The organism is Streptomyces sp. NPDC005761 (genome assembly GCF_040630635.1).
Classification (GTDB): Bacteria; Actinomycetota; Actinomycetes; order Streptomycetales; family Streptomycetaceae; genus Streptomyces.
The window spans coordinates 169,862-182,555 of the sequence record NZ_JBEXXX010000001.1 but is presented as its reverse complement, the minus strand read 5'-3'; the positions used below and the strand labels follow the sequence as shown (position 1 = coordinate 182,555).

General features: G+C 69.8%; 14 protein-coding genes. 10 read left to right on the top strand and 4 right to left on the bottom strand.

Features of this window, described 5'->3' with window-relative positions:
* Positions 1 to 48 precede the first annotated feature (48 nt).
* The 3 genes from ABZ434_RS00900 (at position 49) to ABZ434_RS00890 (ending at position 2,351) form a co-directional block, all read left to right on the top strand.
* Positions 49 to 771, top strand: a complete 723-nt coding sequence (locus ABZ434_RS00900) for a GPP34 family phosphoprotein (protein ID WP_359131086.1) — start codon at positions 49 to 51, stop codon at positions 769 to 771.
* Positions 772 to 1,032: 261 nt separating this feature from the next.
* The gene (locus ABZ434_RS00895; protein WP_359131085.1) at positions 1,033 to 1,902 is read left to right on the top strand and encodes a helix-turn-helix transcriptional regulator; all 870 of its coding nucleotides are present in this window, start codon (positions 1,033 to 1,035) and stop codon (positions 1,900 to 1,902) included.
* Between the two features lie 242 nt (positions 1,903 to 2,144).
* Complete coding sequence (locus ABZ434_RS00890) at positions 2,145 to 2,351, top strand: DUF397 domain-containing protein (protein WP_359131083.1); 207 nt, start codon at positions 2,145 to 2,147, stop codon at positions 2,349 to 2,351.
* A 143-nt stretch (positions 2,352 to 2,494) separates the two neighbouring features.
* Here ABZ434_RS00890 and ABZ434_RS00885 read toward each other — a convergent pair whose 3' ends face one another.
* A complete protein-coding gene (locus ABZ434_RS00885; protein ID WP_359131082.1) occupies positions 2,495 to 3,379 on the bottom strand; it encodes a hypothetical protein in 885 nt (294 codons plus the stop codon).
* 79 nt (positions 3,380 to 3,458) lie between these two features.
* Here ABZ434_RS00885 and ABZ434_RS00880 point away from each other — a divergent pair, with 79 nt between their 5' ends.
* Both ABZ434_RS00880 and ABZ434_RS00875 read left to right on the top strand, forming a co-directional pair.
* Positions 3,459 to 4,241, top strand: a complete 783-nt coding sequence (locus ABZ434_RS00880) for an SDR family oxidoreductase (protein WP_359131081.1) — start codon at positions 3,459 to 3,461, stop codon at positions 4,239 to 4,241.
* Between the two features lie 368 nt (positions 4,242 to 4,609).
* Complete coding sequence (locus ABZ434_RS00875; protein ID WP_359131080.1) at positions 4,610 to 6,190, top strand: sodium:solute symporter family protein; 1,581 nt, start codon at positions 4,610 to 4,612, stop codon at positions 6,188 to 6,190.
* Positions 6,191 to 6,283: 93 nt separating this feature from the next.
* Here ABZ434_RS00875 and ABZ434_RS00870 read toward each other — a convergent pair whose 3' ends face one another.
* The gene (locus ABZ434_RS00870) at positions 6,284 to 7,399 is read right to left on the bottom strand and encodes an ADP-ribosylglycohydrolase family protein (RefSeq protein ID WP_359131079.1); all 1,116 of its coding nucleotides are present in this window, start codon (positions 7,397 to 7,399) and stop codon (positions 6,284 to 6,286) included.
* Positions 7,400 to 7,528: 129 nt separating this feature from the next.
* Complete coding sequence (locus ABZ434_RS00865) at positions 7,529 to 7,837, bottom strand: hypothetical protein (RefSeq protein WP_359131078.1); 309 nt, start codon at positions 7,835 to 7,837, stop codon at positions 7,529 to 7,531.
* A 139-nt stretch (positions 7,838 to 7,976) separates the two neighbouring features.
* Here ABZ434_RS00865 and ABZ434_RS00860 point away from each other — a divergent pair, with 139 nt between their 5' ends.
* Complete coding sequence (locus ABZ434_RS00860; protein WP_359131077.1) at positions 7,977 to 8,801, top strand: helix-turn-helix transcriptional regulator; 825 nt, start codon at positions 7,977 to 7,979, stop codon at positions 8,799 to 8,801.
* Positions 8,798 to 8,998 carry a DUF397 domain-containing protein gene (locus ABZ434_RS00855; protein WP_359131076.1) on the top strand — a complete coding sequence of 67 codons (201 nt, stop codon included), beginning with the start codon at positions 8,798 to 8,800 and terminating at the stop codon, positions 8,996 to 8,998. Before ABZ434_RS00860 ends, ABZ434_RS00855 begins: the two co-directional genes overlap by 4 nt.
* A gap of 78 nt (positions 8,999 to 9,076) precedes the next feature.
* On the opposite strand, the gene ABZ434_RS00850 is transcribed toward ABZ434_RS00855, so the two are convergent.
* A complete protein-coding gene (locus ABZ434_RS00850) occupies positions 9,077 to 9,805 on the bottom strand; it encodes a hypothetical protein (RefSeq protein WP_359131075.1) in 729 nt (242 codons plus the stop codon).
* A 128-nt stretch (positions 9,806 to 9,933) separates the two neighbouring features.
* Here ABZ434_RS00850 and ABZ434_RS00845 point away from each other — a divergent pair, with 128 nt between their 5' ends.
* The 3 genes from ABZ434_RS00845 to ABZ434_RS00835 all read left to right on the top strand — a co-directional run bounded on the left by ABZ434_RS00845 (position 9,934) and on the right by ABZ434_RS00835 (position 12,587).
* Entirely contained in the window at positions 9,934 to 10,440 is a 507-nt protein-coding gene (locus ABZ434_RS00845; protein ID WP_359131074.1) for a carboxymuconolactone decarboxylase family protein, read from the top strand.
* Positions 10,441 to 10,502: 62 nt separating this feature from the next.
* Positions 10,503 to 11,411 (top strand): aminoglycoside phosphotransferase family protein, encoded by a 909-nt coding sequence (locus tag ABZ434_RS00840; RefSeq protein ID WP_359131073.1) that lies wholly within the window; start codon positions 10,503 to 10,505, stop codon positions 11,409 to 11,411.
* A gap of 84 nt (positions 11,412 to 11,495) precedes the next feature.
* Complete coding sequence (locus ABZ434_RS00835) at positions 11,496 to 12,587, top strand: tyrosine-protein phosphatase (protein ID WP_359131072.1); 1,092 nt, start codon at positions 11,496 to 11,498, stop codon at positions 12,585 to 12,587.
* Positions 12,588 to 12,694: the final 107 nt, after the last annotated feature.

Below are 12,694 nucleotides of genomic sequence, written 5' to 3'. Positions count from 1 at the left end.
AGATGTGAGAGGGGTCACCCTGTCACTCATCCACGCGGGGAGGCATGGATGGGCAGGAGCCGCAGAACAATTCCGGAGGAGCTTTTGCTGCTCGCTCTGGACCCGACCACGGGTACCACAGCGCAGCCGCAGTCGCTCGACCTCGGCCTGGCCGGGGCACAGCTAGTGGAGCTGGCTCTGGCAGGACGGATAGCCCCTGATGGGGATCGTATCGCCGTGGTGATGCCACGGCCGACAGGAGATCCGACTCTGGACTCCGCACTGGAACTGCTGCGCAGACGCGGCAGCCCGGTCCGGGCCGTCCACTGGATCGGCGGACCCCGGCTGGGGCTCCGCCAGATTTACCTCGCTCATCTGGAGCGGTGCGGCATGGTGCATGCCGTGGCGGGCCAGATGTGCGGAGTGCTGCCGACGACTCGCTACCAGGCGACGGACACGGCAATCAGCCGGGACATCAGAGCCAGGCTGGACAGTGCGATCCGCACCGGCGTACCGCCGGACCCGCGGACCGCGGCGCTCGCCGCACTGGCCCACGCGGTCGGACTCGGCAAGCACCTGTACCCCGGGAACGAGGGGCGCTCATCGCGCTCCCGGCTCCGGGACCTGATCAGACACGACCCGATGGGCGGCCTCGTGGCGCACGCCGTGATGGACGTCCAGAACGGGGCGGTCGCACAACCGCGCCGCAACCCGGCGGCCGGAGTTCCGTTGCAACAGCAAGTGCAGTCGCAGTCACGTCGCGACAGCATGGCGCACACCGCGGTCCATTAGGGCGCACGGGCGTCGACGCAGCACCCGCACCACCGCACGTCCAGCACCACATGCACCGCAGGGCACCACCGCAACAACCGAATACCGCCGCGCCGTCGTCCCCAAGACCCGGTTCGGGAGCCGCACCAAGCGCGGGGCATCCGGTACCACCGGATGCCCCGCGCCGCTGCGTGTGGCCGTTTTCCAGCGCGGCCGGGGGAACGGGTGGCAATCTGCTGAGCAGTAGATACGCACAGCTACATAGCCGGAGGTGCCGTTTCCGTGCCGTCCAACGTCAATCCCACCGTCAGGCGACGCCGGTTGGGTCAGGAATTGCGCCGACTGCGCGAGATCAAGGGCATGACGGCCGAGGAGGTCGCGGAGCGCCTGCTGGTCTCGCAGTCCAAGATCAGCCGCCTCGAGAACGGCCGCCGCTCCATCAGCCAGCGCGACGTGCGCGATCTCTGCGGGGTGTACGAGGTCGAGGACCACCGGGTCGTCGACTCGCTCATGCAGATGGCCAAGGACTCCCGCCAGCAGGGCTGGTGGCACGCCTTCGGCGACATCCCGTACAGCGTCTACATCGGCCTGGAGACCGACGCCGAGTCGCTGCGGGTGTACGAACCCCAGGTGGTCCCCGGCCTGTTGCAGACGCGGCAGTACGCCGAGGCGCTGATCAACGGCGCCCTGCCGGAAGCTCCGCCGACGGACATCGACAAGCGCGTCAGCGTCCGTTCGCGCCGCCAGGACCGGATCACCGACCCCGAGCACCCGCTGCGGCTGTGGGCGGTCATCGACGAGTCCGCGCTGCGCCGACTGGTCGGCGGCAAGCAGGTGATGATCGAGCAGCTGGAGCGCCTGGTGGAGCTGTCGCACCTGCCGCACGTGACCGTCCAGGTGCTGCCGTTCGACATGGGGGCGCACCCCGGCATCAACGGGCAGTACGCCATCCTCGAATTCCCGGACGCCGCGGATTCCAGCGTGGTCTACATCGAGGGCGTCACGAGCGACCTCTACCTGGAGAAGGCGAATGACGTGCAGCGGTACAGCGTCATGTACGAACACCTGAGGGCACAGGCCCTGAATGTGGAGCAGACCCGGCATTTCATCGACGGGATCGCCAAGGAGTACACCCGCCTGAACACGGCGTGAACCCCGGCCGGATGGCGCGTAAACCAGCCAGCCCACAAAGTCCGGTATGAGAGAAATAAAGCGATGTTACGTGTGGGGCGACGGCACGGTACACCGTCGCCACCTCGTAATGGAAGACCTGCATGGTATATACCATCCGGTCGAGTGAACGGCCCCTTCACTCGGGGAGCTTGGCGAGTAGCGTCGATCACGCCACCGGGCAAACCGCTGGCGCTCACACAACTCTCTGAACCGGAGTGAACATGGCCATTCGTCAGGGTGCTACGGAAAACTGGACGAAGTCGTCGTATTCCGGGGGCAACGGCGCCTGCGTCGAAGTCAAGTCCCCTCTTGTGCAGGCGATCGCCGTACGTGACTCGAAGGCCCCCGAAGGCCCTTCGCTCACCTTCGTCCCCGGCGCCTGGAACACGTTCGTGCGCGATGTCGCCAAGGGCTCCATCGACGCCTGACCGGTGTTTCCCGTACGCCGTACCGCCGCACCGATTCAGGTGCAGCCGGTAGCCCTCTCGTCCGGTTCGCCGTCCTGGCCGAGGGGGCTCCCCGATCGATTCCGGGGAGCGGAGACACCGCACGGCACCACCCGCCGCCCGATTCAGCGCAGCTGATCGACGTACCGGTCCGTTCCCGGCACGGTCGGAATGAACGGCGCCACCAGCTCCACCCGCCCCAGACCCGACTCCGCCACCGTCGCGTCGAGCCCGGCGAAATGCTGCGCCCAGCACTCTCGCGGATCCTCCTGGAGGAACCAGAGCAGGGTCAGCCGGGTGTCGACGCCCTCGACCTGCTTCACATAGGTCATCCGGTCACCCGGCAGCGGCGTGGGCCGGAACACGGTCACCATCGCCGCGGGCGACCCGCTCAGCCTCTTCGGCAGATGCCGGGAGCGCAGCCACTCCAGCAATTCGGCCCGTTCTGCGGGCCCTTCGGCGTCGATCACCTCCAGGACCAGCCCGCGGTAGGGGTGGTCGAGAGCGTGGAAGTCCCGGGGCCCCGCGGCCCCGTCCCGGTAGACCGTCGCCTCGTGGTCCTGGAACGCCGTGAAGACGTGCGTACGGTCCTGGTAGACCCGGCCGTCGCGGTTCAGCCGCTTGTTGATGCCGACGGTCCACTTCATGTGGTCGTCGTAGCGCCCGTCCGTCACCCAGTAAGTGGACAGATAGCACCCGGCGCCGACCGGCTGCGCGATCGCGGACCTGTCCGGGTAGCGCAGCTCCTGGAGCTCCCGCGTGGCCACCCAGCGCCGGCCGGAGAACATCCAGGGCATCGCCATCGCGCCCGCGTAGTAGTGGTCGTCCTCGTACCACCGGTTGTAGGCGAACTCATGGCCCGGATGCGGTTCCACCATGGTGATCAGCGCGTGGCCGGGGTGAACCCCGTACGGCCCCAGCGCGGCCAGCTCCGCGTACGTGCCACTCCGTGTCCCGCCGCCCTCCGTCCCCTCGTCCGCCGCTCCCTCGCTCCTCGCCCGCCCGCCCATGCCGTTCCCCTTCCGTACTCCGCCGGAGGCACCTACTCTGACGCCCCGTCAGGAGAACTGCCAGAGCCGGGAGGCGCCGATGTTGCTCACGGGGAAGACCGTCATCGTGTCCGGAGTGGGCGCCGGGCTCGGGCACCGGATCGCCGCCACGGTCGTACGGGACGGCGGCAACGCCGTCCTCGGGGCACGCACCGCGGCCAATCTCGCGAAGTCCGCCGCCGAGATCGATCCCGAGGGACGCCGCACCGCTCACCTCGCCACCGACATCACCGACGAGGCGCAGTGCGAGGCGCTCGCGGCGCTGGCCGTCGAGCGGTTCGGGGGGATCGACGCGGTGGTCCATGTCGCCGCCTGGGACAGCTACTTCGGCGGGGTGGAGGACGCCGACCTGGACACCTGGAAGGGGGTCGTCGACGTCAATCTGCTGGGCACCCTGAGGATGACGCGCGCCTGCCTGCCCGCCCTCAAGGAGCGGGGCGGCTCGGTGGTCGTCATCGGCACGCAGTCCGCGGTGGCGGCGCCGTCCCAGGTGCGGCAGGCGGCGTACGCGGCCTCCAAGGGCGCGCTCACCTCGGCGATGTACTCCATGGCGTGGGAGTTCGGACCGCACCGCATCCGGGTGAACACCGTGCTGCCGGGCTGGATGTGGGGGCCACCGGTGCAGGCCTACGTGCAGTTCACCGCACACACGGAGAAGGTGCCCGAGGCCGAGGTACTGGGGAGGCTCTCCGGGCGCATGGCGCTGCCGGAGCTGGCGACGGACGGCGATGTGGCGGAGGCCGCTGTCTTCCTGGCCTCCGACCGGGCACGGGCGATCACCGGGCAGTCCCTGCTCGTCAACGCCGGCGAGCTGATGCGCTGACGCGCGGACGCGCCCCGCAGGGAGTTCGGCAGGGTCAGTTCTCCTCCTTCTCGGCCGCACGGGACCCGCATCCCGTGCGGTCTTTCGGCGTTCCTGGACGTTCCCTTGTTCTCTGCACAGCCTGACGAAGTGCCCGCTCATCGTGTGGCCGCCGTCACGTGCACGACAACGCTTTCGTGGGTCAAGAACAAGTAAAATCGTTCGACTTACTGATCCGCGTTCACATTTCTGACCGCTGGAGACCTTGACCGAGGAGCCGAACAGACGGTTCAATCCCCGAAGTCCCCGCTCCCGCACGGGGGCCCCGCTGAGCGGCCGTACTGACGAAGTGCGTTCCCGTTCACAAGGCGGACCCCAGGAGGGGGCACATGAACAGTCTCGACTGGGTCGTGCTCATCGGCTACTTCGGCGTGATGATCGCGATCGGACTCTGGTCCCACAAGCGTGTCGACAACGTCAGCGACTTCTTCACGGCCGGCGGCAAGATGCCGTGGTGGCTTTCCGGCATCTCGCACCACATGTCCGGCTACAGCGCCGTGATGTTCACCGGCTACGCCGGCATCGCGTACCAGTACGGCGTCACGTCCTTCGTGACGTGGTCGCTCCCCATCGCCATCGGCATCGGGATCGGCGCCAAGCTCTTCGCTCCCCGGCTCAACCGGCTGCGCTCGCGGCTGCACGTCGCCTCGCCGCTCGAATACCTGAAGAACCGCTACAACATCCAGACCCAGCAGGCGCTCGCCTGGTCCGGTCTGCTGCTGAAGATCGTGGACGTCGGCGCCAAGTGGGCGGCCATCGCCACTCTGCTCTCCGTCTTCACGGGCATCACCCTGACGCAGGGCATCTTCATCACCGGCATCATCACGGCGGTCTACTGCACGGTCGGCGGTCTGTGGGCCGACGCGCTCACCGAGCTGGGGCAGTTCGTCATCCAGCTGTTCGCCGGTATCGCGATGCTCGTCACCGCGATGAGCAAGCTCGACGGCTTCAGCACCCTGTGGACCGTCTGGGACAAGCTGCCCGAGGGCCACACGGACCCGACGGCCGGCCCGTACACCGTGACCTTCCTGCTCGCGTACCTGTTCATCAAGACCTTCGAGTACAACGGCGGCATGTGGAACCAGGCCCAGCGCTACATGGCCACGGACTCCGCAGCCTCCGCGACCCGCTCGGCCCGGCTGTCCGCCATCCTGTGGCTGGTCTGGCCGACGGTCCTGTTCTTCCCGATGTGGTGCGCCCCGCTGCTCGTGGACGCGCAGAAGCCGGACGCCTCGGACAGCTACGCGCTGATGACCGAGCAGCTGCTGCCGCACGGTCTGCTCGGCCTGGTAGTCGTCGGCTTCTTCTCGCACACGATGGCCATGTGCTCCTCGGACGCCAACGCCATCGCGGCGGTCTTCACCCGCGACATCGCCCCGGTCTTCTCCAAGGCTGCCCGCAACTGGAGCGACCGGGCCGGCCTGATGGCCGCACGGCTGTCCACGCTCGGCTTCCTGGGCCTGTCCATGGCCCTGGCGACCCAGATCAACTCGCCGACGTTCAAGGACATCATCTCGGTCGTCATCAAGTGGGTCGCCGGTCTGATGGGTCCGATCGCGATCCCGTTCATGCTCGGTCTGCTGCGCAGGTTCCGTAAGTCGGGACCGACGGCGGCGCTCACCAGCTGGGCGGCGGGTCTGCTGGCGTTCTACTTCACCAACTACAACTTCGACGGTTCGGTGAAGACGGATGTCGCCCTGCAGTACCAGGTGGCACTCCCGCTGGCGATCTCGCTGGTGCTCTACATCGTCATCGGCTTCATCAAGCCGGAGGACACCCCGGAGCGCGACGCGATCATCGAGCGGATCAACACGGACGGCGACGGCCCGGCGACCGGTGCGACCGTGCCGGCCCAGGCCGGTCCCGAGGACGTGGCAGCCGCGGAGGGCGTCAAGGGTGTGAAGGACTGACGCCTGCGGCTGTACGGGGGTGAGGGGCGGGTTCACGCACGGTCGCGGCGGCTTCCGTACGTGGCCCGCCCCTCTTCTCCGTTCCCCGCCGGCTCAGCCGCGCGGGTAGCGGGCCAGCCAGCCCGGTGCGGCGGCGGCCGGACCGTGCAGGGCGGGCCCCTGCGTCATCTCCATGGCGAAGTCGTCGGCGAGCTCCAGGAGGGTGGCGCGCCCTTCCAGCTCGGCCAGCCAGGCCGGGGGCAGGGCGGTCTCGCCGTGCAGCGCGCCGAGCAGCGCCCCGCACAGGGCCCCGGTGGCCGCGGACGGACCGCCGTGGTTCACGGCCAGCCGCAGCCCCTGCCGGATGTCCTCGCCGACCAGGGCGCAGTACACGGCCACGGAGAGGACCTCCTCGGCGGAGTCCGTGTCGCCCAGCGACTCGATGAGGGCGGGACCCGGGATCCCCTGGCGCACGGTGCCGAGGGCCCGCTGGAGCGCCTCGGTGACGGGTTCGTGGCCCGGGCGTTCGGCGAGCAGGGCCAGCGCGTGCTGCACGGAGCCGTCCAGCGTCTCGCCTCGCGCCAGCCCGTGCACGATCACGGCGAGGGCGCCGGCGGAGAGCAGGGCGGTGGGGTGGCCGTGGGTCTGGGCTGCGCACTCGACGGCCAGCTGGAACACGAGCTGCGGCTCCCAGCCGACGAGCAGCCCGAAGGGGGCGGAGCGGGTGAGCGCGCCGGAGTCGTGCGCACCGGGGTTCTTGGGCCGGTCGAGAGTGCCCATGACGGTGTCGCCGAAGCCGCCCAGGCACTCGCGGGTGGGGGCACGGCGGCTGTAGAGCCACTCCTGCGCGGCGAGCCAGCCGTTGTCCTTGCGCCGTTCGTCGGGCCCCCAGTCGTGCTGGGTGGCGGCCCAGCGCAGATGGGCCTGGTGCACGTCGGTGGGCGGGTGCCAGGCACCGGTGTCGCGGCGGACCTGGGCACGGATCAGCCCGTCGACGGTGAACAGGGTGAGCTGGGTGACGGCGGTGACGCAGCCGCGTCCGCCGTGGGCGGGGACGAAGTCGGTGACGGCGTCGGCCCCGTGGGCCTCCCGGATCTCCTCCAGCGTGAGCCCGCTGACGCCCGCGCCGAGCGCGTCACCGATGGCGCCGCCGAGCAGTGCGCCGCGTACCCGGCTGCGGAAGTCCTGCTGCTCGGCACGGCCCCAGACAGCTGTGGTCGCTGAGCTCACCGTGCCCCTTCCCGTCGGTCCTTCGGTTTCGTTCCCGTGTGCGACTGTGCGGTAACTGCGCAGCACTGTAATCGAACGGGTACGGGGCCGACGGGGCCGGAACGGTATGTACGGAGTAGCTGGTTCGGTTCAGTTTTGCGCGGCATTCTCCGGAGATTGCCACTGCATCCGCTGCCCCCGGCTGTGCGCGATCCGCAGCAGATCACCCAGCGATTCCGTGGCCCGCGTGAGCGCGAACCGCACCGCCCGCTCCCCCGCCGCCCGGTCCGCCAGCACGGCCCGCGCCCCGGCCCACACCTGCTCACCGCACTCGATCTGCTCGTCCTCCAGGTCGTCGGCCAGCCGTGACATCAGGCTCCCGGGATCGTCGGTGCTGAGCCAGCACGGTTTGCCCTCCGGGGAGGCCCAGGGAAGGAGACGGGGAGGAAGGTCGGCCATGACTGCTCCTGACGGCCGGCGGGCGCTGCGTCCCACCGACGGGTGACGGTGACGGATCGTGCCCCGATGATTACGTGCCCGCCGTACGCTCGGACAGAGAGACGCGATTGCCCGCGCGCAGGACAACGGAGGGCCGCCGATGACCGAACTCACGCCCACGGACGAGGAGTCGGGCCGCGCCGCGCTCGGCCGTGCCCTTCGGTACTTACGCGAGAAGGCGGGCCTCTCGCTGGGGCAGCTCGCCGAGGAGACCCGCTACGACAAGAGCTACCTCTACCGCCTCGAGGTGAGCCAACGCCTCTCCAAGCTCGCGGTGATGGAGGACCTGGACCGGTTCTACGATTCCGGGGGCCTGCTGGTGCAGCTCTGGAAGGTGGCCCGGAAGGAGGTCTTCAAGGACCGGTACAAGGAGTTCATGCGGCTGGAGCCGACGGCTCGCATCATGCACCTGTTCACGCTCGGCATCCCCGGCCTGCTCCAGACGGAGGAGGTGGCGCGGAAGCTGCTGTCCGGCGCTCAGGAATCCGACGCCGAGGCCGAATTGGTGGAGGAGCAGGTCATAGCCCGCATGGGCCGCCAGCAACTGCTGCGCCGCAAACCGGCTCCGTCCGTACGGATCATCATGGACGAGTACGCGCTCCGCAGGCCGGTCACGGATCCCAAGGCGTGGGACGAACAGCTGACGCATCTGATCGACATGGGCGAGACGTCCTCCGTCGTTCTCCAGGTCCTGCCGTTCGCCGCTGGGGCGCACCATCTGATGGACGGTTCGCTGACGTTGCTGTGGCAGGACGACGCGAGCGCCGTTGCCTATACGGAAGGCAACGGGTGCGCGGAGCTGATCGAGGATCCGGCCGCCGTGACGCGATACCGGCTGTCCTACGATCGGCTCCGGGATCTGGCGCTGCCCCCGCCGGAGTCCACCGCGTTCATCAGGGGTGTCCTGGAGGAGCACAGATCATGAGCCGAACCCCCGACCTCTCCACCGCGACCTGGCGCAAGTCCAGCTACAGCGACGGCGGCGCCAACAACTGCGTCGAGGTCTCGGACACCTTCCCCGCCCTCGTCCCGGTACGCGACAGCAAGATCCCCACCGGGCCCGCGCTGGTCTTCGGGCCTGGTGCATGGTCCGCGTTCGTGGAGTACGCGGCCGGTCGCTGACACCGGGCAGCCGGCCGGACGGCTGAGCAGTGGCTTCCCTGCCGCCCGCGATCACCGTCGCGCGGGCGCCGGCAGATGTCACCGTCCCGGCAGGTTGACGCGGTACTCGCCACCCGAGTCCCCGCGCAAGGAGCCGGCCAGTTCGGCCACGTGTTGCGCCTGGGCCGCCGACAGGGCCCTGGCTGCCCACAGCAGAGCCGCCGCGTCCACGGCCTCCTGGGCCGGAGGCCGTGACGGCTCGGGCAGAACGGCTCCGGCGAGCACGGCCAGTTGGCGGGCTTCGAATCCCAGGAGAGCGGCGAAGTCCGTCACCAGGCCGGGTGTCAGCTCCTTGCGGCTCGCCCCGATCATTCCGTACGTGGATGCGGACAGGTACGTGGGCGTCATGACCGCCAGGGTGTGCGCCAGGCCCGTCCGGCTCAGGTTCCGGTACTGGCACATGCGGATCAGCCGGCCGCCTGGGCCGTCGGCGACGGGTCCGAGCCGCTCCGGGGCGAAGGGCGAACTGCGCCTCTCCCGCGGGAGCGAGTGGACGTACTCCAGGAGTTGACGGCGTTCCGCCGCGGGGCAGTGAACGGCGTCCATCACGATGTACGGAACCCACTGGGCAGCCCCGGCATCCAAGGGCGCCAGGTCGTCCGGGACCGCCAGTCCCGCGAGGATGAACAGGTCGGCGGCGTGGAGTCCCAACTCGGGCGCAAGCCGTCGGAGCGACTCCTCGCCGGGGCTCTCCCCCGCGAGCAACGCCCGGACCTCTTCGGCGCTCAGCCGGCGTGGCATGCGGCTCGGGCCGGCGGTGGCGGACATGGCTCCAGTCTGGCAGTCGCGCTCGCCGCCCGGGGGCCCCGGCCCGTCGGTCCCGGTCGTCGGTCACACTTCTCTGTCGCGATCCGTCAGGCGTGTGAAAGCAACGCGATGACCCGGAGGAGACGGCGATGGAGACACGTTCGATCACGGCAGAGATCCCGAGGGTGCCGCGGATGCCCGAGGACCCGGCGGAGCTGGTCCCCGAGCTGGCGGAGGTCTCGGCGGCCCTGTTCAAGGTCACCGGCAATGGTTCCGTACCGCGTTCCACGATCGGTCTCGTGCATCTGCGTGCGGGGCAAATCGTCGGCAGCACCTATCTGACCGTTCTGCACACGGGCTTCCTGCGCAAGGGCGGGCAGTCGGAGGAGCGGATCACGTCGGTGGCGTCCTGGCAGGACTCGCCGTACTTCACTGCTGCCGAGCGCACCGCACTGGCGCTGGTGGAAGCCGCGCTTCAGCCGTCCGCGGACGGCGAGCGGGTCTCCGACGAGTTGTATGCGCGGGCGGCCGGGCACTACGAGCCCAAGGCGCTCGCCACGCTCATGTTCGCGATCGGCCAGGTCGGATTCTTCAGCCCGGTGGCGCTCATCGCCAAGCCGGTGCCGGGCCGGTCGTTCAGCGACCCGTGGAAGTGAGGCCGCCGGGCGACGGATAAATCTCGTTGTGCCGCGCGGCCGTCCGGAGCGATGATCGTCCGATGTCGTCCCCCCACTCCGACGGTCGCGCCGGAATCGACGCCGCGCTCGTGAGGCGCCTGATCGACGCCCAGTTCCCTCGGTGGAGCGGGCTGCCCGTGACTCCGGTGGAGGTCGACGGCTGGGACAACCGGACCTACCGCCTCGGCGACGCCATGACGGCCCGGTTGCCCACCGCCGCCGGGTACGTCCCCGCGGTGGAGAAGGAGCACCACTGGCTGCCGCGCCTCGCCTCGGCGCTGCCGGTCGCCGTTCCTCCCGTGCTCGCCCTGGGTGCTCCGGGCGAGGGCTATCCGTATCCGTGGTCGGTCCGGCGCTGGCTGCGGGGCGAGACCGCGGCTCGGGGCCGTATCGACGATCTTTCACCGTTCGCGGTCCAGGTCGCCTCGTTCCTCCTCGCTCTCCAGCGCTGCGATGCGACGGGCGGCCCGCTCGCCGGGGAGCACAGCTGGTACCGGGGCGCGTCGCCCGGCCACTACGACGAGGAGACCCGGCGCTGCCTGGCCGCGCTGGAGGGCCACGTCGACACCGGCCGGGCGCGTGCCGTCTGGGACGCCGCCCTGGCTGCCGAATGGCACGGCGAACCCGTGTGGTTCCACGGCGACATCGCCTCCGGCAACCTGCTGGTCGAGGACGGCGAGCTGTCGGCCGTCATCGACTTCGGTACGTCGGGCGTCGGTGACCCGGCCTGCGACCTGGTGATCGCGTGGGGATTCTTCGACGGCGACAGCCGGGAGGCGTTCCGGCGTACGGTCGGCCAGGACGCCGGCACCTGGGCGCGGGCCCGCGGCTGGGCCCTGTGGAAGGCGCTGCTGAACCTGACGGGGTACGTCGGCACGGATCCGGAACGGGCGGCGGGCGAGTTGCGTGTCATCGACGCCGTGCTGGCCGATCACGACCGGTTCGGCTGACGCGACTCCCCTGTTGGACGCGCCTTCGTCCCCCGTTCACCCGGGGTTGTGCCGCTCCACGTGCGGGCCTTCGAGCATGCACGCATGACGCAGATGACTCGTGTCAGGGCTTCCTCCTACGCCCTGGCCGCCGCCCTCCTGGCCGGCCTCGCAGTACCGGCGACCGCAGCCGCCGCCCCGCACGCTCCTGCAGGGCACAACAACGCCTCCTCCCACGGACGCGTCCCGTTCACCGCGGCCACGGTGACCGCGCACGACGACGGTTCGTACACCGTGGAGTGGAAGGCCCCCGGCACACGGCACGTCGCCGTCCGGGCCAACGGCCGTACCGTCGCCTCCGGTGGCTCCGCCGGCCAGGTCACCGTGCGCGGGCTGCCCGCCGCCGACCGCCAGTGGTTCGATCTGGTCCCCGAGCGCGGCGGCTCGCTGCACCTCGCCGACCGGCTGATCCGGCTCCAGGGCGCCGTCAACTTCCGTGACGCGGGCGGCTACCGCACCGCGGACGGCCACTGGGTGAAGATGGGCGAGATCTACCGCTCGGACGCCCTCGACAAGCTGACGTCCGCCGATCTGGCGAAGCTGCGACGCCTGTCCGTCACCACGGTGTTCGATCTGCGCATGGAGTCGGAGCGCGCGGCCGCCCCGGACCGGGTACCGGCCGGTGCGACGCACGTCGTCGCGGATGTGCTGGCTGGGTCACCGACGTTCACCGCGATGCCGGCCACCGCGGCCGAGGCCGAGGCGATGATGGTCGACGGCGAGAAGTTCATGGTCAGCGGAGCCACCGCCAAGAAGGCCTACCGCACGGTGTTCTCCGGCATCGGCGACGACAGCGCCCGCGGTGTCGTCTTCCACTGCACGGCGGGCAAGGACCGCACGGGCTGGGCGAACGCCGCCCTGCTGACGGCCCTCGGCGTTCCGCGCTCCACCGTGATGGCCGACTACCTGGCCTCCAACGACTACCGTGCCGAGGCGAACGCGGCAGCGCTCGCCTCGATGCCGGCGGCGCAGGCCGCCGTCTACAAGCCGCTGCTCGATGTCCGGCCCGCGTACCTGAACTCCGGATTCCAGGAGATCTCCGAGACGTTCGGCTCGTTCGGCGCGTACGAGAAGCAGGCACTCGGCCTGGACTCCAAGGACGTGCGCGCGCTGAAGCGGGACCTGCTGGTCGGCTGACGCCGCGGAGTTGCCCGCGCCGCGTGAAGAAACGCGAAGAAATAGGACACGCGTTGTCGGGTTTCGCAACGAGCATGGGGCCACCGGTCCTCATCGACGAGCTGCAC

Excerpts from the sequence above, each read along its gene's own strand:
- ABZ434_RS00900 (WP_359131086.1), top strand. The coding sequence starts at position 49 with ATGGGCAGGAGCCGCAGAACAATTCCGGAGGAGCTTTTGCTGCTCGCT.
- ABZ434_RS00890 (WP_359131083.1), top strand. The coding sequence starts at position 2,145 with ATGGCCATTCGTCAGGGTGCTACGGAAAACTGGACGAAGTCGTCGTAT.
- ABZ434_RS00885 (WP_359131082.1), bottom strand. The coding sequence starts at position 3,379 with ATGGGCGGGCGGGCGAGGAGCGAGGGAGCGGCGGACGAGGGGACGGAG.
- ABZ434_RS00880 (WP_359131081.1), top strand. The coding sequence starts at position 3,459 with ATGTTGCTCACGGGGAAGACCGTCATCGTGTCCGGAGTGGGCGCCGGG.
- ABZ434_RS00875 (WP_359131080.1), top strand. The coding sequence starts at position 4,610 with ATGAACAGTCTCGACTGGGTCGTGCTCATCGGCTACTTCGGCGTGATG.
- ABZ434_RS00865 (WP_359131078.1), bottom strand. The coding sequence starts at position 7,837 with ATGGCCGACCTTCCTCCCCGTCTCCTTCCCTGGGCCTCCCCGGAGGGC.
- ABZ434_RS00860 (WP_359131077.1), top strand. The coding sequence starts at position 7,977 with ATGACCGAACTCACGCCCACGGACGAGGAGTCGGGCCGCGCCGCGCTC.
- ABZ434_RS00855 (WP_359131076.1), top strand. The coding sequence starts at position 8,798 with ATGAGCCGAACCCCCGACCTCTCCACCGCGACCTGGCGCAAGTCCAGC.
- ABZ434_RS00850 (WP_359131075.1), bottom strand. The coding sequence starts at position 9,805 with ATGTCCGCCACCGCCGGCCCGAGCCGCATGCCACGCCGGCTGAGCGCC.
- ABZ434_RS00845 (WP_359131074.1), top strand. The coding sequence starts at position 9,934 with ATGGAGACACGTTCGATCACGGCAGAGATCCCGAGGGTGCCGCGGATG.
- ABZ434_RS00840 (WP_359131073.1), top strand. The coding sequence starts at position 10,503 with ATGTCGTCCCCCCACTCCGACGGTCGCGCCGGAATCGACGCCGCGCTC.
- ABZ434_RS00835 (WP_359131072.1), top strand. The coding sequence starts at position 11,496 with ATGACGCAGATGACTCGTGTCAGGGCTTCCTCCTACGCCCTGGCCGCC.